Raw genomic sequence first — 18827 nt, 5'->3', positions numbered from 1 at the left:
GGGTAAATATAAAAGGTCTTATTATTCTCCCTGTAAGGAGGCATGAAGGGGAGGCCTCTATTAGGAAAGGGATGGTGCGCTTATATATTTTAAAAAGAAAAGACACCCAAGGGGTGCCTTTCGCCGACTTGGACTATCCTGTATTAATACCGTTCCAATTAATACATTAAATTATAAAAATAATCCGTTATATTTCTATGTACCCTAGTTGATATAATATATAAGGAAATTATTGATTAATTAATAACGCACATATATTAGGGAAATACATAAGTTATGATAGATATAATCCTGTCATTCTTTTTACTAGTTATATATTCTATTCGCTATCTATTTTCAACAGGTGAAAATAGGAAACAGGCAAAAAGCCGATTTAAAAGAATTTTGGACTGATAGTGAGGGGCAAATGCAATTAGGTGCTGCTACGGGACTTGTAATTTCTGTGATAATTTTTGGTTATTTGCTTATGAATCAATAGATGTTCAATCAAGAAGAAAGTATTAGAGAAAACAAGATACTGAATAATATACATAAGAACCTCACCATTGGATGTTGAGGTTTTTTAATATACAAAAGAAAAGACACCCAAAGGTGCCTTCCTCCGACTTGAACCATTTTAATTTTAATAATATGTATTGGACTCTCATACGAATATAATTTCACCATATTTATTATCTATTTTGTTAAATTATTACTGGGACTCTTGCTCACCTTTAGCTTTCATTTGTTTTTCATATACATATTTTGCTGTTGAAAAATCAGTAGGAAAATCACGTAGTGCCTTATTTATAATATTTAATTCTTCTTGCGACTTAATTTCAATGTTATTTAAATAGTCAAATGCTTTGGATTGCTTATTTGCAACATAATTTTGAGTAGAATAATCATCTGGAAAGTCTTTCTTAGCTTTTTCTTTAACCTTATTCATAGCTTCTGTTTTGTCGATGTTCTTTACTGGGTTCGCTAATGTGCCAGTAGTTTGTTCCGATTTAGGTACTTCTTTCTTTTCCGGTTGAGACTCCGGTTTTACGTCTTCTTTTTTAGGCTGTTCTTGTTCTTGCGGTTTAGGTGTTTCTTGACTCGGCTGTGTAGTTTTTTGAAGTGACCTAGTTGACTCTTTTTCATAGGAGTCTACTTTAGATTTCAACTCTTTGATTTGTGTTTTTAATTCTTGCTGTTCATTAAAGTGTTGATCGATAAGTTTATCCATATCTTTTTGTGAATACTTAGGTTTCATATCTTCTGATTTGGAATCTTTAAAAATAGCTACGGAAGCAATGCTAGCTACTAGTACAGCGATAATTCCAATGATTAGTTTTTTATTCATTTATGTTCCTCCTAAAATACAATAATATTATTATATAACAATTAAACATTTATAGGTAGAAAAAAAGACACCCAAAGGTGCCTTCCCCCGACTTGAACTATCCTGTATTAATGTTGTTCCGATTAATAAATTAAATTATAAAAATAATTTGTTATACTTACATGTACCCTAGTTGATATAATGAATAAGGAAATTATTGGTTAATTAATAGCGAACATATATTAGGGAGGTACACAAGTCATGGAACTAATAATTTTTTCATTTGTATTAGTGGTAATATTCTTTATTCTTTCGATATCTTTAAGTGAAAGGTCAGCGAATAGCAAAAGAAGTTTTAAAAGAGCTTATTAATGGTCCAGAGGGAAAAATGTTGGTAGGTTTTTTTGGAACTGGAGCAGTTATAGGAGTAATTTTTGTCATTTGGCTTTTATTGAACTGAGCATTCCAGTTACTCAGGCTGATACAAGGTGCAAGAAAATTACTGGATAATTAAAGGTACACATATATTAGGGAGGTACATAAGTAATGATAGAAATAATCGCGGCATTAGTTTCACTAGTCGTACATTTTATTAGTTATCTCTTTTCAACAGGAGAAGACAAGAAAAAGGCAAAAGCAGATTTAAAAGAAGTTGTTAATGGTACTCATGGGAAAATATTGGTAGGATTTTTCGGAGGTGCGGCAGTTACAGGGATATTTGTGGTCATTTGGTTTTTATCAGAGTAAACTTTTCAGATATTTTAGCTTATATAACGTATAGTGCAGTTATTTGTTAATTAAGAAGAAAAGCATTAGAGAAAACAAGATATTAAATAATATATAAGGATCTCGCCATTTCTGTTGGATGGTGAGTTTTTTAATGTAAAAAAGCCTACTGTATTTCTATAAAAGTATGTATCTGAGTTGATAGTTTTCGCAAATTACTTTGACTCATTAATTATTATCATTATAAAATAATATAAGGATATATTTTACTAGCAGTTATATGTTTAGGTATATCCCTTTTGTAATTATAAGGAAGAAATTCAAGTTAAGACTAAAATAATAAGTTAGGAAAACTAAACTGACGCAGCAGACAATGCAAAAACACATGAAGGTCTGTCTATTGTTGAAGAAAAGAATTACTAAAAGAAAAAGGGGATAAGTTTAAAATGAATATTAATAAATCATTTAAGGGTATCGCAATAGCAGGGTTAAGTGTTAGTTTCATGCTAGTAGGTTGTACATTAAATACATATGGACTTACACAGTCAGAGTATAGAAAAGTAGATAAGTATTATGATGCAGATAAAATGGTATCTGACCTAAAGAAATTGCACTATAGTGATGAACAGATTGAAAATCAACTAAGAAACGCATTGTCTAGAATTGATTATGAAAAGGGAAGTAAGGAAGACGAATCAAGTAGTAAAGAAAGTAAATCAAATGTATCAGACACAGAAGGCGAAAACAAGGTAAAGGTATCTGAAGAAGATTACCCTTATCGTTTGACTGAACTACACTTAGAATTCCAGTATCATTTAAAAAAATTAGAAAAGAAAACTGATGAATTATTTACAGAAGAGGGTGTCTACATAGGTGAGGTAGATTCCTTAATTAGTCACATTAGTTTGGACATAAACCGTTTTGAAAAAATCAAACCACCTAAAAAGTATCAAGACTACCAATTTTTAATACAAGAAGGGATAGAAGAGATTAGAAAACACCTAATAAAAGTAGAAGATGCAGTTAGACAGTATGATGCTCGTAAGTATGATGGTGAATATGATAAGGATAAAGCAAAAGAAAACATACAAAACGGTATGTTTGGGATAGATGATGGTGTTTCTAAATGGGAGACAGTATTTAATGGGATAAACGAGAAATACCCTGATGTAGAGCAAAAGGTAAAGGAAGAGAACCAGAAACATGCGAAAGAGGGTCATCGTGAGGAAGATTTAAACGACAAAATTAGTGGTTCAGAAGTTGATAAATACAAAGCAGCCATCGTAGAAAATACAAATAAGATGGATGAAGTTATGAGACTGATACAAGATATAGGGCATTCAGATATAAAGGATTATGAGTCAAAGAAAAGTGAAATCCAATTGAGTTTGGATATGGCAAAAATACACGTAAGAGACATCAAATACCTTGAGGCACCTAAAGGGTTAGAAGTTGAACAAAAAAAGATAAAGCAAGCAATGGATAATTACTGGAATGCTCTGCAATTACTCTCAGAGGCATTAGAAGAACAAAATGATAATAAGTTGGAACAGGCAGAAAACAAAGCAGAACAGGCAATGAAACTATTTAAAAAAGCAACTGAGAGTATTAAAAGTAAAACTAACTAATCATGAAAAGGGACATATGGCAGTAGCCCTATTGTAAATTTACAAATAAAAAAGATAAGATCGGAGATTAGGATCTTATCTTTTTACAAAGAGAAATATATTGCAAGATATCTTATTATTCAATTTCTTGTTTCCTCTAATGCTTTTCTTTTTGGTTAAACATCTATTGCGTCATTTGCAAATATGTACACTTAATTAGCCAATAATTGTCTTATAAATTATATCAGCTAGGGTAAATGTGAATGTAACATATTATTTTTATAACTTATTTTTAAAATATATATATTAAAAAAATATACCTAATAATTCCTTGGCGTACGAAATTCTTGTTATGTTGGCAGTACCCCTTCTCAGGAATTACACTTTGAATCCCAGGAATTCCTGAGAAGGGGTTTATTATAGGTATTTGGAAATCCATATTATGTTTCTTTCTAATGTAAATCTATTAATCATTATAATGCATTATAAACTTCATAAAAAAAGACACCCTAAGGTGCCTTCCTGCGACTTGAACCACTGTAATTTTAATAATATGCATTTGGACTTTCATCCAAATAATATTTTACTATATTAAGTTATATTGGTGATTGAGAAATATGAATTGAATCTATTATTTTACTTTTAAGCTCTTTTCGTATTCTTTAGCCTCATCAACATTTTTAAATGTTTTTAAATCGAATATCTTTTCTCCATCAATACATACAACTAATACTCCATCTTGAGCTTGAAGAACACTACCTACATTACCTTTTCCGAGTGAAATACTGAAGGGATTCTCTACATTTAATGATTTCTTTTTAGCAAGATAATCTTTAAATGGCATACCAATGGATAGTTCGTCTTTTAAGCCTTTAATAGTGTTACCAGAAGTAGTTGTTAGTTGTTCCTTTTTTGTAGCCTCTTCTTGCTGTTTGCGTTGCTTTTCAGCCGTCTCTTGTTCGGCTTTCTCCTTTTTCACAGTCCCTTTTTCTTCAGCTTTCTTCGCTTTCTCAGCTTCCTTTTGTGCTTCTTGCTCAGCTTTAAATTCTTTGGAAGTACTTGCTGTCTCGTTAGATGAACATGCTGCTAATCCCATAAATAAAGCGAAACAAGTAAGTGTTGTTAATAGTTTTTTGTTCATAGTATGTATCCCCCAGCGTTTAAAATGTAAGATTTACCTGAACTATCATAACAAATATAATCACAACTATTTTGTCATATTATGTCGAAATGAAATAAAAAAAACACCCAAAGGCGCATTCCTCCGACTTGAACTATCCTTTATAAATGCTGTTCCGATTAATAAATTAAATTATAAAAATAATTTGTTATACTTCCATGTACCCTAGTTGGTATAATGTATAAGGCAATTATTGGTTAATTAATAACGAACATATATTAGGGAGGTATACAAGTCATGGAACTAATAATTTTTTCATTTGTATTAGTGGTAATATTCTTTATTCTTTCAATAACTTTAAGTGGTAAAGGTCAGCGAATAGCAAAAGAAGTTTTAAAAGAGCTTATTAATGGTCCAGAGGGAAAAATGTTGGTAGGTTTTTTTGGAACTTTAGCAGTTATAGGAGTAATTTTTATCATTTGGTTTTTATTGAACTAAGCATTCCAGTTACTCAGGCTGATACAAGGTGCAAGAAAATTACTGGATAATTAAAGGTACATATATATTAGGAGGTACATAAGTCATGATAGAGTTAGTTACGGCGTTTTTCTTACTAATTCTCCATTCCATTGTTTATCTCTTTTCAAGTGGAGAAACTAAGCAAATAGCAAAAAAACATATAAAAGAAATTCTTAATAGTCCTGATGGATTAATAATATTAGTCTTTGCTGCGGCACTTTTAATCGGGGGGATATATTTATTAACATTATGATTTCAGATATCTTAGCTTAAAACTAAAACGTATAAGGAAATTAATAGCACACATATATTAGGGAGGTACATAAGTCATGATAGATATAATCACGTCACTCTTTTTACTAGTTATATATTCTATTCGTTATCTATTTTCAACAGGCGAAAATAGGAAAAAGGCAAAAGCAGATTTAAAAGAATTTTGGACTGATACTGATGGGCAAGTGTTATTGGGTGCTGCTATGGGACTTGCTGTAATAATTTTTGGTTATTTGTTGATGACGCAAATAAATTTTTAACTAAGAAGAAAAGTATTAGAGAAAACAAGATAGTAAATAATATACAAGGATCTCGCCATTTCTGTAGGATGGTGAGTTTTTTTATGTACAAAAGAAAAGACCCCCTAAGGCGCCTTACTCCGACTTGAACCATCTTAATTTTATTATATAAGAAAAGAAGACATCGATTAAGATGTCTTCTTTTACTGGTAAACTTGGTGTTAAGAAGGTATTGTATTGCTTGAAAACCATAAAAAATATAACAATCATCGAGTAAACATATTATAGCATCAATAAATAGAGTTTTTATATGCATTTTTACATATATATAGATTTATTTATGTATTATCTATATAGTTAAATTGTCTGTTTCTTGTTTTAATTCGTTTATTTATTTTGAGTGCTCCAGTAATGGAGCCTTTTTTTATGCAATAAAACATTTTCTTACCATTACTTAGTTGGTCTATATTAACTTTATCCTCTTAAAATATATCTATATTTTACCAAATACTTATACGGATAACCATTTTTTTCTAATAATCTAATCAATTGATAATTTTAATGTTATTTGTTAATCCTTATAGGAAAATTTAGAAATCAAGAATTATAAAAACTCATAGTATCTTTGGGAAAAACATATTTATAATTTGTATATTAATATGTTATAATTTAATTTCTAAAACTACCCAAAAAGGACTGCCAGTAATGGTGGCCTTTTTTATATTGGTGAGATTGTACTAGTATGATAGAATAGGATTAACTGTATATTGTGAGGGAGATTGGTTATCCCTTCTTTCCATTTGGGAGGAAAGGGGGTGATATACCTATGGAGTTTTTGTTTGAGCTTCTAAAAGAATTTGTGAAAGCCATTGTACGTGAAGTTTCTGCTTATGTTTTTAGGAAACAAATTTTAGAAAAAGATAACAAAAAACCCACTCCTCGTCGCCGTCCAAAGCAAAAGGGTGGGTTTCGTAAAAAATAAATGATTTAACCACCACCCTGACGGTAGCAGTTATTAGAAGAGATGTTAGCGCATCTCTTCTTTTATTATATACACAAGCTATTACTGTAATACTACTACAGTAATTATATCAAACGTACATAAAAAATCAATGAGCACGTAATAGATATAATGTACAGAAGAAAAGAAACCCAAGTGAGCCTTTTTTCAATTTATTACATCCCTAATTGATTGTAAATGGATTTGAATACGTGAATTCACCACGATATTTAATTGCAGCCACATAAGTACCACTTGTATAGCTATCTGTGATAGGGGTTTGCCAAATTTCTGTTCCAGGAATAAATTCTGGTTCTATTGTTTGGAATCGTTCTAGGGTACCATTTGTGTGGATTTTAAAAATTTTCATTTGCGCACCAAAATGTTCTCTACCAAAGTGCTGTGTTAAGTAAAATGTATCACCAGTTATTAAATTCCCAATCTTCCAATCTGGTTGATATGTACTTTCCTCTGAATTTTGTAAATCCACAATGGTTTTAAATCCCCAATCATCATTAAGTGGATCTGAGTAAGCTGCAGCTGCTTGTGAGGTAGGCTTACTCATTTCTATTGCAGTAAAACCGCTAAAAGTTAACGCCCCAATTAATGCTAATTTGCCTAACTTCATTATTGTTTCCCCCCTATTAATTTTTGTGATTTTTAAAACCAGAAATCATACACACATAATAATATAATCTACTGTATTATATTTCAAATATTTTCTAAAAAATCCATAAATAAAAAGGCAGCCTAAGGTGCCTTCCTGCGACTTGAACCACTTTAAATTTAATGATAAGTATTAGAACAAAATCTATATTTTAATTAAAAGCATCCATTTGTACTTTCTCATAAATATATCCAGCTTCTTTAGCGGTAATCCCAAAACGTTTAGCAGCTATTTCAGCAACTTGTGGATCATGTATTTCAGGGATGTAGTTTTCATCGTTATTTGTTAGTCTGTTATATTGTTGTTTCATAAAGTCGAATATAACCGTATAACTTATTCCGTTACTTGCATATTGCCCGTTATTTTTTGATGTACTATTTGATTTAAGCGTATTATCCTTATTAGCGTATTCTCTTTCTTTCTTCTCTTTTTCTGTATTCACATCTGACTTATAATCGCTTTTCGTATATTTTTCAAAATCATTAATAATAAGTATGTCGTCAAAAATATCCATAACATATGTATCGTCGCCATAGAATAATTTGAGTTTTTGGTAACGGCATGAATTATTTCCGCCACAAGAAACGGAATTAAAGGATCCCATTATCTTTTCAAACGTATTGTTCATAACTTTGTATTTTTCCATAGTTGACAAGTCAGAGAATCTTTCATCTACATTTATTTCAATATTTACTGGTGTGGTATCATCGTCCTTTTCACCAGCTTTATAAGAAACCTTTTCAATATATGGCGCTAACATGCTGTTTTCTAATTTATCTTTAGTATCCGTCTCCACTACTTTCATATTAGCTGAACATCCTGTGAACAAAAGACATGAAGTAGCCAATAATATCCCCATAAACCCCTTCTTCATGTGTATCACCCCTAATTATATTTATGTCTGAGAGCAAACTAAAAGCACCCTTTTGAGTGCCATTGTTTACTTAGCTACCTTATCCATAACCTCTTTATATTTATTAAACTCCTCATCTTTCATATCGCCATTCATTTGAAGAAGAAAATTCCCCTTAGCATATGTATGTGAGAATAGCATAGGCGATGAGTTTCCTAGCTCGCCATATTATTTCTCACCCCATGTTAGCAAACGAATTATTTGTATATTGTCATATTTTGTCGAACATAAATAAAAAAGAGTCGAAATATATCTTATTAAATTTATCAAAAAAGTATGTTTTAAAAGAGGGAATAGTAAAAAAATGGAGAATCTTATTAATTGAATATCTTTAAAGGAGGAATTATTGATGAAAAAGATTCGTAATTTATTGTTAGCAGGGTTATTAGGAGTAGTAGGAGTGTTTGGGGTGTATTCATTTGAATCTAAGGCTGAAAAGCAAGAAGCACGTAGTTGTCACGGTATGTACTCAGATGGTATGAGTGGCGATATAGTTAAATGCTAATTTGCATTTATAATTTACATGTGTAAGTGTAAAGAGGAGATTAATTAATCTCCTCTTGGTCTTTTGTTGAAAAAGTGGGCATTACATTAGCCTCCATGGAAAGTTTAGTGAAAACATGTTAAAATTTACCTATTTCTTTTGAAAAAGATTTCTTCTACAATGAAATCAAATCACAGTATATCCTTGTTGGTTTGCAACATTTTCACGTACTATGAAACTTGTTTTGCAAAACGACCTTGCTGACGTCCGTCTAGCTCCTCATAAGCCCGTTGGATGTCATTGTAAAATTTAAAACTTATTGCTAATCATAAAAAAAGACACCCCAAGGTGCCTTCCTCCGACTTGAACCACTTTAATTTTAATAATATGTATTGGACTTCCATCCAAATAATATTTTACCACATTAAGAAATATTGGTTGTTGAGAAAACTGCTTCAACTCAACATTTCGTTAGGTTCTAAAGTGTCTTCGAAGGAGAAGTAATTATTAAAGAGTTTGTCGCAATCTTCTTGTAGTGATGAAATATCATCTTCTTGTTTGGTACCAATAGTAGCTCCTTCTACTATTAATTGGGTAATATATATATGTAGCACGTTAAATCTAGATGCTAATCTGTAACGTTGTTTAATATACCCATGAAGTTTTACAGAATTTTCTTGGCTTAATTTGTAACCCTCTGAGCTATATTGTTCTAGTAATGTTTTTTGTGAACTTTCAATTGTATCTAAAGTAAATTTAGCACGATTTAATCTCATGTCGATTTTTTGCTTAAGATCTATAGAGTCTGCTAAGTTTTGAAGATTTTGCTGTTCAGTATTTAATTCATCAATTCTTTCTTGTGCAATAGTTGCTATAGAATGAGAATCTTAAATAAGTCTTTCGACTTCCTCTCTCTTCCTTTTAGCTTGGTGATGCAGAATTGATACGTAAGCAAACGCCCCTGTAATAACCAAAGCTGCTATCCCAGCCACAATCGCAATAGGTTGCCACATATTAGCAATTGAGTCATTTAAAAATGAAATTTGGTGATCTTGCATTGATATTACTTTATCCTGTAATTCTTTTGTATTTTCTAGTGATTCGATCTTCGTTTGTAACTTGCTCAATTGCTCTTTAATTTGTTCGTTAGATATTGTAAATAAAGTCAGTTTCATTGTTCCTCTCCTCGTTTGTATCATTCCACAAATAAAAGCACTCATTAGAGTGCTAATGCTTATTTCAATTTATTACGAATAGCTTTTAATACTCCATCGACGTTGTAATCAGGAATATTGCTAATCGTCCTCTTTTTTGTACCCAGCATTCTCTTTATTTCTAAGTAAATAACACCTGTATTCACATTGGATAAGCCAAATAAATTTGGAGCAATATCGAAGTCTACGTTTTTAATATCCTTGTATTTAATTACTTCAGCTTCAGCGCCTCCGAAAAATCCGCCTTTCATCATTACGAGGTAGAGATTATGTTCCCCTACAACCATAAATCCCATTTTTGTTAATTTAGGATTAGCAACTTCAAAGCAGTAGATCGCTTCTTTAGCTTTCATAACCTTCTTTAAAGCATCGAAAGCATATTTATAATATGTGCGTTCTGTTTTCGGCAGTTCTTTTGATATTTCAACCATTTCTGCAAGTGTAACTGGGTATTCAATAATGCCAAAACGTTCATCAATTTTAGTGTATTTTGGAGTAGCCATATAATATCCCCTTTAAAAATGTAAGATTTAACCCAAGCATAACAAATCCAGTTACAACTATTTTGTCATATTTTGTCGAATGAAAATAAAAAAGAGAGCCGAAGCCCTTATTAATGTCATTTTGTCACTACACTGCATTTATTAGGTATGATTAATGTTTTTGGAGGTGACGTATGTCAAAAGAAAAAGATTTACATGGTGCGGCAGTAGACCCAAGTTTAATTGGTCCTACATTACCATCTATTCCACCATTTACATTGCCAACAGGACCAACAGGACCAACAGGACCAAGTCCTACTATGAGACTTCAATTTCTTTATATAGCAAATTCTGGTGTTGGTGATAACACAGTAGAAATTTATGATATTTTTAATCCGATATTTCCAGTACGCGTAGGAGAGTTCAATGGTGGGAATTTAGATATGCCTGCGGGATTAATTATTATAGGTACGACTCTTTATGTATCCAATGCTGGTGATAACACAGTAGAAATTTATAATATTTCAAATCCTACAGTACCAGTACGTGTAGGAGAGTTTAATGGTGGGAATTTAGATGGACCGGCGGGTTTAAAATACATAAGAAACGAATACATTTGTGAGTTTAGCTATATCTAAAGAAGTTTTTCTCGATGGACATTTATATATTTCTTCGTTCTCCCACATAGATACAGCAGATTTACTTTTTAGTCCTAGTGCGTTAATGAATTCAGATTGGCTCATGTTAACACAACAGATTGCAGAAAACGCATCAAAGATTACATACCTAGACCAAATTCTTCAATCACAAGATACTGTAACAGTCTCACAAGTTGCAGCGGATTACGGATTATCAGCGATGAAGCTTAATAAAATCCTGAAAGAAGAAAAAGTGCAGTATAAAGTGAATAATCAATGGCTACTGTACTCCAAACACCAAAACAGAGGTTATACAAGATCGAAAACGGTTGATGTAGTGCATACGGATGGTAGAAGATCATTGAAAATGAATTCTCGTTGGAAATAAAATATTCATAAAATACTAACGAAAGGTGGAATTATTTCAGAAATGGATAGGGCGGCGATGTAAATGATGGAGGAAAGCACATTATCACTGGTATTCGTATCATCATTAATATGTTTATTGGAATACCTGGTACACCGAATAAATAGATGTCTGAGACCAAAAATGGGATGGTAACAAGATGATGAATATGAACAAAAGAAAGTCTTGTGGATCATAAGGGATTTAAGAACTAGAGTTGTGCATAACAGCACTGATAAGGTTGAGGTATATCACTCTAGCTAACGATAAAAGCCCTACAGGGGATGTAGGGCAAGACTAAGGGTATTGAAGAATTGTCGATTCTAAAAGTAAAGGACTTCTTGGAATGTTATAAGTTTAACATAAAATCTATTAAAACATTATATAAAGATGTTACGAAATTATGAATATAAAAAAACAAAGATAAAAATTATGAAAAAAGTTGATAATCCATAGGAGCCAAAAGGGATTATGTTTGTAATAGCGTTTTTACAGAGTGAATAAGACAAGTTCTTGCTTTTTGTAATATTTGGTAATCTAATAGGGGGCCCCACCTAATAGACTGGTTCCTGAGTATTACGATGCCTGAAAGCATCAAAAAAGCCCGTACAGAAGCACAGGCCAGTTGTTACACATATCGGTAACTAAATTTTAACAGATTGTTAGGTAGTTATCTATTAAAAATGAAAAAACGCTCGATGGCAACGAGCGTTGTAGAGAAAATATTCCCTAAAATTAGCTATATATATTATAACATACGTTTTCTCTCAGTAAATAAGGAGGAATGAAATATGATTGAAAATCCAATTACTTACGGTAATCATCATGACTCATCAGCAAGAGACTTTATTGAAGAATGTGAAGGTTGCAATGGAGAAATATACTTCGGTGAAAGTTACTTAGATTTTGGTGGTGATTACTTACACGCAGAAACAGAGTGCATTACGCAATATGTAATGTCTCATTCTACAGAGAAAGTGGCAGGTGAATAAGGTGGGACTACAAACCAAAATTGAAGCTGAAATTCAAATTTTAATGAATTTGGTTGAACGATATAAGCAAAGCAAAGAGCCTAACGCTGCATCAATGGTTGTAGCTTACGAATATGGATTACAAGCACTTATGCAAGTGTATGAAGCTAGTAAACAAACGGAAATAGCACCATTTTAAAAAGGGGAAATTCATATGACAACTGAAAATTACTTTTCTAAATTAGCTTAAATAGATTGCACGGAACATGTTGAAAAGAAGGGGCGTTTTAACTACTTATCATGGGCAGTTAAAAAGTAGATCCAACAGCAATATGGGAAGTAAAACGATTTAATGGAGGGCCTTACCTCAAAACAGATTGTGGTTACTTTGTAGGGGGGGAATTAACTGTACAAGAAAATCACTAAGTCAAAGTCATCCACTATTAAACAATCAAAACAAGCCGATTGCAGAGCGTAACAGCTTTGACATTAACACAAGTATCCAGCGGTGCTTAGTAAAAGCAATTGCAATTCACGGATTAGGTTTATAAATCTATGCGAGTGAAGATTTACTAGAAATCCAAGAGGAAATAATTAATGCCCAACAAGTTAGTGCAATTAAATTAAACATAAAAAAATTAGCTACTCGTCGAAAAGTAGATGAAGACATGATTAAAGGACAATTAAGTATTAAAGAAATTGTCGAATTGACATTAAAACAAGCAGAAGAAGTACTTAAGAAATCAACAAAGTGGGTTAAAGGCAACATAGCGGTATGCGAAAGGGCGAATGCGTGATGTTTAAGATACCTGTAAGGCGTGGGTCTATGAAGGAGATGTTAATAGCAGTTCGTGATTTAGAAAAACGAGGTTATGACTATGTAACGCCAATTAAACGAATATATAGGGCAGAAAGAACCTTTTATCATGAAGGTAAGTTCAGAGGGAGAGAAAAGGTTCGGTTTACTGGCATGGAGGACAATGTGAGTTATGAGTGTTGGATGAAGAAAGTGAACTAAATGAGCAAATTACTTATACATTAACAACCGTTAATCGTTTTATTAGGATTAATAAAACGACTGTATTAAATGAAGCGATATTTTACAACAAGTTCATTATTGGTAAATAAATTAAAGAATTTCAATGAAGGCTATAACAGTTACAATGAATGGCTTAAGCAATTTCCTTTATGGTCTTCTGCTACATTACGAAGGATAATAAACAAACTTGAGAAGCAAGGGTTACTTATAAAAAGGAATTACAACAAGTTAAAAATAGATCAAACAAAATAGTAAGGTTCAATCTACTATATTTACAACAAACCTTACAGGAGTGTGTTTAGAGGGTGCTTATGATGAACGGATTGTATCGCGGATTCTCAATAACTTCAGAACGATTACTTTCAAAGAAACAAAGTATTACAGAAGAAAGACATTATCAGTTTTAAAGGGGGAATTAAAATGTGTGCATGTAACGGAACGGGAATAATTAAGAACGATATGGGTAATGGCTGCTTTCAATTTGTACCTTGTATTTGCGAAGCAGGGAATCGCAGTCCTGAAGAAGTGGATAGAAGACGTCATGCTGTTATGGCGGAGCTAAGGGAAATTCATCAATTACAACTGGAGGGGAAATGGGATGCCACGACTTGGAACGGATTTGGAAAAGGAGAATTACATAATGGCGTTGCAACAGGAAAGGTACATGAAGAAATCGCGTCGTAACTTATATATCGCTTTAGAAGAATTAGACTTAGTGTTTGATGAAAGTGAAGTGATTCAATTAAGAAAAATGTGGGATGAGGATAAAGGTATTCTCGAAATAGCAAAAGAGCTAGGAAGGCATCAACTAGAAATCGCCGCATTAATCATGGATCAGGCAGATAAGAACAAAATCAAATCGCGCCCAATGGGGTTAGGAGCATGAAACAACTAACACTAGAGGATGTAGTCGGAAGTTTTGATTATACTGCAACAAGTACAGCGGATAAGTTTTTGAAACGTAATAGCATTATGACGTATTCAGTAGAGTTTTACGATAAAGACGAGAAATGGAAGCTCCGTTGGTTTGATGCGAAGTCCGAGGGCGCAGCTATAGAAATGGCTAAAAAGAAATACGGGAACATACAAATCATTACCACCCATATTTCAGATAGAACTTTAGAGGAGATTATGAATTTGGATTAGGAGGCATAGCGCTATGATGATAAATAGATGGCTAGAAAAGGAAGATTATCAAGCAGCCGAGAAGAACGGCATTGGCTATAACATGTTATATCGTAGGGTGTATCAAATGGGATGGGATGTTGGTAAGGCAATTAATACACCGCCTCGGAAATATCAATTTAGGGAACAAAAGTGGTTAAGAATAGCATTAGAAAATGGGGTTAAAAAGAAAACATTTTTAACTCGTGTTTATAAAGGGATGTCACCAGAGGAAGCAGCAAAAAAGCCTGTAAAGAAATTAAGAGCAACAATGGAAGATATGGTCAATTTAGCTGAAGAGAACGGTATTTCATATAGCACATTTAGTAAAAGAGTATTAAAAGGAGGATGGAGTCCACAAAGGGCAGCAACTACACCTATAAGGAGACCTAAGAAGAAAAGTAGCTAGGAGGCAACATGGACAGGAAACAAATCTATATCGATGTTTTACTACAAAAAGGAATTTATAAAGAGGAAAAGACTGGTCGACAACTTTATGAGATGACTGAACAAGAGTTGTGGAATCTAATTAAAGGAGTGTATCAAGAATGATGGAAATACAACATGATGTTTACAAAGTGACTCAATTATTAATCAAAGCAAAGGGAGGTAATTGACACTCCCACGGCTAAAGCCACAAGCTGACTAATGTCAGTGGGATTTTTACTACCAAAGGCGAAGTCTATTTCTAGTATCGCTGACGTGCAAGATTGCGGTGTGCCATCAACACTCCCTATCCAGTGCATATAGCAGATACGGCACTCATTCTCTATTACCAAACGAGTCAGATTGTGAGTTCTCAAATGTATTTTAGCGTCTTGTGCTTGACGACTCAATACATTTTACGGAGTAGAAGAATTTGTTACTTCAACCTCCTATGTATTCTGTTTTCAGAGAACAAGATTGTTTTAGAGACTTTTATTTGCCTATTATGAAAATGATACCAATTCAAATTCTTGATGTAGAGAACGTACCTTCGGTGTTTTATTTGTACATCGCATTTGACCTCACTCTCATCCCATTCCTAAAGTGGGTGCTATCGCACCGTAGTGGGGTTTCCCGTTCGGAAAATCTATAAAAGATGTGGAGTTACCAAGATATGCAAAGTCTGATGGTGCTGGTTTTGATTTTGTAGCAGCAGAGGACACGATTATATGGCCGGGCCATACAAAGGTTGTACAAATGGGATTAGCTTTGGAGATTCCACCAGGATATGAATTGCAGCTACGCCCGCGTAGTGGTAAGACGCGTAATTCTTGGAACTGAGGATAGTGTACTTGTTGATTACATTGAATTCCCTAAAGAGGCTAGCATGCAAGCTAATGTAATTGAAAGAGGGAATCTGGTCTTCGAATCAACCGAGGGTGAAATAAAAAAGGCTAGGATTTGCTCCTAGCAAAGAATTATGTCGTACAGAAAGGTAAAAACCTAATGTTTGCAATTTCATTATATAACGTTTCTGGGGTGGAAGGCTTAAATCATAGCAATCTTTACGTAACTTTTACATGTGATTGAAGTATTTGATAACACAGACATGGATTTATTAGAAGTTGAAATTATTAAAGGGATTTCTGCATATGGAAATCCTAAATGTAGTGTATGCGGTAAAGAAATCTTAATGGTGCCGAGTTACGTAGCTATTGATTTAGATGAAGATACTACCTACTAGGAATAGAGCTCCTAGCAAAATTAAAGAATCAACTAAAATTAAGAACTGGTTTTTCTGTGGTTTTCGAAATTCCCTTATTAAGCTAAAAACGACACTCATTCCGAAACAAATATATAACAAAATCATTATTGTTCCTGACATACTTAACACTCCTAATATATTGATAATTTAATTATATATCGAAAAGTACGTGTGTGTAAATTTTTAACAAAAAACTTATTGGAATAAAAAAATGGCTCTTACTATTACGTAAGAACCCCATAACCGAAGAAAAAAGTCGTATGTGAAACCACACGGGAATCACAACGATATTTTAACATTTTAATATATAGTTGTCTATACATCGAATTGAAAAAATATTTATTTAAACGAAGGAGCCCTAGATTTAGGGATCTAGAGCTTCTTGTGTGGGTATAATTCACACAATTTATGAAAAGAAAAGAACTTACTGAAGATAACACATAAATGTTTCATAAATGTATCAAAAAAGTGAAAAAAATAGTTATTTGAATAGAAAATGACAGCTGAAATATTAAGATTGTTTCAGCTGCCACAAAAATAAAAATTCATTTTTATTAATTGATTTTTAATTGGTATTTTTACTCTTCTTAGAAGAAATTGTACCAAAGATTGCTCCGGACATTGCTCCGATTAAAGTCATAAAAATTGCACTCCATGCTGCAAATGACATAACTACACCTCCTAAAAATAACTTATTGTAACTATTTAAAGCTATTGTTTCTTAGTCTTTTTAATAGAAATGATGATTGCAACAACTGTTAAGAAAATAAGAGGAGACCACGAAAAGAAAGACATGTAGTATTCTCCTTTCGATAATAATTATAAACATTGTATAAAGCAATTATTACATGTTTATAAATTTGATATACCAAATATGTAATATTGCATATTGAATTGTAGGACGTGGGGAAGTAAAGACGATAGTCGAACCAAAACACCATTTTAATAGAGAACATTTAACAGGACCCGATTAGGGGGACGGGTCCTGTTAATGGAACGATAGATTTTTACGTGATTACCAATAGATTACCATAAAAGGTAATTGGATTCCATCAGTTGGGTGTTGAGAAAGCTTTTTATAAATGCCTTATTTTACATAACAAGGCAGCTAGCTAAAGTAGCTAATTGCTCGGTTGTACAATTTTAGAAGTTTCACTGGATACAGCTATATGTTGTACAAAAGTTACAACTATATCATAAACAAATATTAAAATATTATATATGAAAGAAAAATAAATAAAAATTTCATTTTGTTTATTTTAAAACCAAAAAAGAGCACTTTATTAAGTGCTCTCGTGACGAGATCCATTTTGTGAAGACTACTTTATTTTATAAAGAAAGGAACACAGAATATTATATGCGTTTCTTGTTAATTGAGTGTATTTTTACAGACAAAGAGCAGCCAGCAAAAGCTAACTGCTCGGTTCTCCAAGGGGGAACAGGGAGAAAATCTAATGTCATATAAAGTATTGACGGAATATTGGGTTTTATTCACGAGAGATTATATTCCGAAATTTGGATTATAATAGTCGATATTCTCCATATTGACCAGAAAAGAACTAAAAGTTCTAGTGAAATTCCAAGTGTTCTTTTCTTAGTTTTTTGAGATTCTTTTATCAAATAGCCAACAGCACTAATTGCTATAAGAATAAAAAGAATAAGTTCTAGTGTAACTGGCATTTTATCTGCTCCTAAACAAATTATTTCGTATATAACAATTATAAGATATTTATCGATCATTAGTAGTAAATATTTGAAAAAAATAATCCTTTTATCATATACAAAAAGGCAGTTGTTTCCGCAACCACCTTTCAGTAAAATAAAGCACTTTTTCAGGAATAAAATATGGCTGATTCTTGAAAAGGTTATAGGGTTTAATCCCATTTTTATAATTCAAGTGACGAACTTAATTTTAAGAAAGGCATGACTACATTATATGATAGCTTGTCAATAATGCTCACGAGTAAATGAGCAGTTAGCAAAAGTTAACTGCTCTATACAAGGAGATACAAAGAAAACTATTTCAAATGATTTTTTGCATACAGCCTACATATAGTATTGACTGAAAAATTATTTTAAATCCAATTTACTTAAAGTAAACATCCCTACAGATACAATGGCTGCACCTATTGTAGAACCTATCCAATCTCTCCAACTTAATGCATTTAAAGGTGTATCTGTTAGATCCATAATTAAGAAGATAGCAAACATTAATACACCAAATGCTAAGCATCCCCAAAAAGTTTGTAAAGATTTAATTATCCTCTTCCGGAATTTGTTCATATAAATCATCCTTACTAATATCTTGTATTTTTATAAAAAAATTATTGCATGTATGGAAATTGAAAGGAAAGAATATGCAATATTAC

The 18827-nt window shown here is 32.4% G+C and carries 25 protein-coding genes and 10 pseudogenes; 23 read left to right on the top strand and 12 right to left on the bottom strand.

What is annotated here, in order from left to right; translation table 11 throughout:
- The first annotated feature begins 276 nt into the window (after positions 1-276).
- Positions 277-478: pseudogene (locus ACTFRU_RS23520) on the top strand (hypothetical protein).
- 213 nt (positions 479-691) lie between these two features.
- Here the strand turns inward: ACTFRU_RS23520 and ACTFRU_RS23515 are convergent.
- Complete coding sequence (locus ACTFRU_RS23515; RefSeq protein WP_048538500.1) at positions 692-1327, bottom strand: hypothetical protein; 636 nt, start codon at positions 1325-1327, stop codon at positions 692-694.
- 240 nt (positions 1328-1567) lie between these two features.
- On the opposite strand from ACTFRU_RS23515, the pseudogene ACTFRU_RS23510 reads away from it, so the two are divergent.
- The 3 genes and pseudogenes from ACTFRU_RS23510 (at position 1568) to ACTFRU_RS23500 (ending at position 3660) form a co-directional block, all read left to right on the top strand.
- Positions 1568-1766, top strand: a pseudogene (locus ACTFRU_RS23510) (hypothetical protein).
- Positions 1767-1852: 86 nt separating this feature from the next.
- On the top strand, positions 1853-2053 hold the full coding sequence (locus ACTFRU_RS23505) for a hypothetical protein (protein WP_017657890.1): 201 nt from the start codon (positions 1853-1855) through the stop codon (positions 2051-2053).
- Between the two features lie 425 nt (positions 2054-2478).
- Positions 2479-3660 carry a DUF7018 domain-containing (lipo)protein gene (locus ACTFRU_RS23500; RefSeq protein ID WP_048538499.1) on the top strand — a complete coding sequence of 394 codons (1182 nt, stop codon included), beginning with the start codon at positions 2479-2481 and terminating at the stop codon, positions 3658-3660.
- A gap of 610 nt (positions 3661-4270) precedes the next feature.
- On the opposite strand, the gene ACTFRU_RS23495 is transcribed toward ACTFRU_RS23500, so the two are convergent.
- A complete protein-coding gene (locus ACTFRU_RS23495) occupies positions 4271-4780 on the bottom strand; it encodes a hypothetical protein (RefSeq protein ID WP_048538498.1) in 510 nt (169 codons plus the stop codon).
- Positions 4781-5056: 276 nt separating this feature from the next.
- Between ACTFRU_RS23495 and ACTFRU_RS23490 the strand changes: the two genes are divergently transcribed.
- From ACTFRU_RS23490 to ACTFRU_RS23475, 4 genes are all read left to right on the top strand, one after another.
- Positions 5057-5257 carry a hypothetical protein gene (locus ACTFRU_RS23490; RefSeq protein ID WP_000420155.1) on the top strand — a complete coding sequence of 67 codons (201 nt, stop codon included), beginning with the start codon at positions 5057-5059 and terminating at the stop codon, positions 5255-5257.
- A gap of 85 nt (positions 5258-5342) precedes the next feature.
- Positions 5343-5531, top strand: a complete 189-nt coding sequence (locus ACTFRU_RS23485) for a hypothetical protein (RefSeq protein WP_440037908.1) — start codon at positions 5343-5345, stop codon at positions 5529-5531.
- A 76-nt stretch (positions 5532-5607) separates the two neighbouring features.
- A complete protein-coding gene (locus tag ACTFRU_RS23480) occupies positions 5608-5811 on the top strand; it encodes a hypothetical protein (RefSeq protein WP_048538497.1) in 204 nt (67 codons plus the stop codon).
- An 805-nt stretch (positions 5812-6616) separates the two neighbouring features.
- Positions 6617-6772 (top strand): hypothetical protein, encoded by a 156-nt coding sequence (locus ACTFRU_RS23475; protein WP_000394762.1) that lies wholly within the window; start codon positions 6617-6619, stop codon positions 6770-6772.
- A gap of 202 nt (positions 6773-6974) precedes the next feature.
- On the opposite strand, the gene ACTFRU_RS23470 is transcribed toward ACTFRU_RS23475, so the two are convergent.
- The 3 genes and pseudogenes from ACTFRU_RS23470 to ACTFRU_RS23460 all read right to left on the bottom strand — a co-directional run.
- Positions 6975-7418 (bottom strand): DUF5065 family protein, encoded by a 444-nt coding sequence (locus ACTFRU_RS23470; protein ID WP_048538496.1) that lies wholly within the window; start codon positions 7416-7418, stop codon positions 6975-6977.
- Positions 7419-7608: 190 nt separating this feature from the next.
- Positions 7609-8331, bottom strand: a complete 723-nt coding sequence (locus ACTFRU_RS23465; protein WP_017657897.1) for a hypothetical protein — start codon at positions 8329-8331, stop codon at positions 7609-7611.
- 66 nt (positions 8332-8397) lie between these two features.
- Positions 8398-8538, bottom strand: a pseudogene (locus ACTFRU_RS23460) (stress protein); the annotation flags it as partial.
- Positions 8539-8719: 181 nt separating this feature from the next.
- Here ACTFRU_RS23460 and ACTFRU_RS23455 point away from each other — a divergent pair.
- Positions 8720-8875, top strand: coding sequence for a hypothetical protein (locus ACTFRU_RS23455; protein ID WP_017657899.1), 156 nt, complete (start codon positions 8720-8722; stop codon positions 8873-8875).
- 209 nt (positions 8876-9084) lie between these two features.
- On the opposite strand, the pseudogene ACTFRU_RS23450 reads toward ACTFRU_RS23455, so the two are convergent.
- The 4 genes and pseudogenes from ACTFRU_RS23450 to ACTFRU_RS23435 form a co-directional block, all read right to left on the bottom strand.
- A pseudogene (locus ACTFRU_RS23450) lies at positions 9085-9159 on the bottom strand (XRE family transcriptional regulator); the annotation flags it as partial.
- 150 nt (positions 9160-9309) lie between these two features.
- Entirely contained in the window at positions 9310-9630 is a 321-nt protein-coding gene (locus tag ACTFRU_RS23445) for a hypothetical protein (protein ID WP_017657900.1), read from the bottom strand.
- A gap of 111 nt (positions 9631-9741) precedes the next feature.
- Positions 9742-10029 carry a hypothetical protein gene (locus ACTFRU_RS23440; protein WP_017657901.1) on the bottom strand — a complete coding sequence of 96 codons (288 nt, stop codon included), beginning with the start codon at positions 10027-10029 and terminating at the stop codon, positions 9742-9744.
- 59 nt (positions 10030-10088) lie between these two features.
- A complete protein-coding gene (locus ACTFRU_RS23435; RefSeq protein ID WP_048538495.1) occupies positions 10089-10571 on the bottom strand; it encodes a PH domain-containing protein in 483 nt (160 codons plus the stop codon).
- 230 nt (positions 10572-10801) lie between these two features.
- Between ACTFRU_RS23435 and ACTFRU_RS23430 the strand changes: the two are divergent.
- Positions 10802-11188, top strand: a pseudogene (locus ACTFRU_RS23430) (hypothetical protein); the annotation flags it as partial.
- Here ACTFRU_RS23430 and ACTFRU_RS23425 read toward each other — a convergent pair.
- A pseudogene (locus ACTFRU_RS23425) lies at positions 11147-11293 on the bottom strand (XRE family transcriptional regulator); the annotation flags it as partial. The pseudogenes ACTFRU_RS23430 and ACTFRU_RS23425 overlap by 42 nt on opposite strands.
- Here ACTFRU_RS23425 and ACTFRU_RS23420 point away from each other — a divergent pair.
- The 13 genes and pseudogenes from ACTFRU_RS23420 to ACTFRU_RS23360 all read left to right on the top strand — a co-directional run.
- Positions 11289-11639, top strand: a pseudogene (locus ACTFRU_RS23420) (phage antirepressor KilAC domain-containing protein); the annotation flags it as partial. The pseudogenes ACTFRU_RS23425 and ACTFRU_RS23420 sit on opposite strands and share 5 nt — an antisense overlap.
- A 746-nt stretch (positions 11640-12385) precedes the next feature.
- Positions 12386-12586, top strand: a complete 201-nt coding sequence (locus tag ACTFRU_RS23415) for a hypothetical protein (protein ID WP_000572097.1) — start codon at positions 12386-12388, stop codon at positions 12584-12586.
- Between the two features lies 1 nt (position 12587).
- A complete protein-coding gene (locus ACTFRU_RS23410; RefSeq protein ID WP_000524193.1) occupies positions 12588-12764 on the top strand; it encodes a hypothetical protein in 177 nt (58 codons plus the stop codon).
- A gap of 51 nt (positions 12765-12815) precedes the next feature.
- Positions 12816-13362: pseudogene (locus tag ACTFRU_RS23405) on the top strand (Sak single strand annealing protein).
- On the top strand, positions 13362-13583 hold the full coding sequence (locus ACTFRU_RS23400) for a hypothetical protein (RefSeq protein WP_000472844.1): 222 nt from the start codon (positions 13362-13364) through the stop codon (positions 13581-13583). Before ACTFRU_RS23405 ends, ACTFRU_RS23400 begins: the two are co-directional and overlap by 1 nt.
- A 280-nt stretch (positions 13584-13863) precedes the next feature.
- Positions 13864-14052, top strand: a pseudogene (locus tag ACTFRU_RS23395) (hypothetical protein); the annotation flags it as partial.
- Entirely contained in the window at positions 14025-14288 is a 264-nt protein-coding gene (locus tag ACTFRU_RS23390; RefSeq protein ID WP_000332347.1) for a hypothetical protein, read from the top strand. The pseudogene ACTFRU_RS23395 and the gene ACTFRU_RS23390, both read left to right, overlap by 28 nt.
- Entirely contained in the window at positions 14203-14490 is a 288-nt protein-coding gene (locus ACTFRU_RS23385) for a hypothetical protein (protein ID WP_031313036.1), read from the top strand. Before ACTFRU_RS23390 ends, ACTFRU_RS23385 begins: the two co-directional genes overlap by 86 nt.
- Entirely contained in the window at positions 14487-14750 is a 264-nt protein-coding gene (locus ACTFRU_RS23380) for a hypothetical protein (RefSeq protein ID WP_000811968.1), read from the top strand. Before ACTFRU_RS23385 ends, ACTFRU_RS23380 begins: the two co-directional genes overlap by 4 nt.
- A 13-nt stretch (positions 14751-14763) precedes the next feature.
- Entirely contained in the window at positions 14764-15177 is a 414-nt protein-coding gene (locus tag ACTFRU_RS23375) for a hypothetical protein (protein ID WP_000973344.1), read from the top strand.
- A gap of 8 nt (positions 15178-15185) precedes the next feature.
- Positions 15186-15320, top strand: coding sequence for a Fur-regulated basic protein FbpA (locus tag ACTFRU_RS23370; protein ID WP_000375383.1), 135 nt, complete (start codon positions 15186-15188; stop codon positions 15318-15320).
- Between the two features lie 522 nt (positions 15321-15842).
- Positions 15843-16116 (top strand): annotated as a pseudogene (locus ACTFRU_RS23365) (dUTP diphosphatase); the annotation flags it as partial.
- Between the two features lie 159 nt (positions 16117-16275).
- A complete protein-coding gene (locus ACTFRU_RS23360; protein WP_440037907.1) occupies positions 16276-16437 on the top strand; it encodes a hypothetical protein in 162 nt (53 codons plus the stop codon).
- 1512 nt (positions 16438-17949) lie between these two features.
- On the opposite strand, the gene ACTFRU_RS23355 is transcribed toward ACTFRU_RS23360, so the two are convergent.
- Both ACTFRU_RS23355 and ACTFRU_RS23350 read right to left on the bottom strand, forming a co-directional pair.
- Positions 17950-18138, bottom strand: coding sequence for a hypothetical protein (locus tag ACTFRU_RS23355; protein ID WP_001145518.1), 189 nt, complete (start codon positions 18136-18138; stop codon positions 17950-17952).
- A 390-nt stretch (positions 18139-18528) separates the two neighbouring features.
- Entirely contained in the window at positions 18529-18741 is a 213-nt protein-coding gene (locus ACTFRU_RS23350) for a hypothetical protein (RefSeq protein WP_078386046.1), read from the bottom strand.
- Positions 18742-18827 lie beyond the last annotated feature (86 nt).

Origin of the sequence: Bacillus cereus group sp. MYBK220-1 (genome assembly GCF_051916445.1) — a bacterium.
Lineage (GTDB): Bacteria > Bacillota > Bacilli > Bacillales > Bacillaceae_G > Bacillus_A > Bacillus_A cereus.
This window is presented reverse-complemented; position numbering and strand designations above follow the sequence as displayed.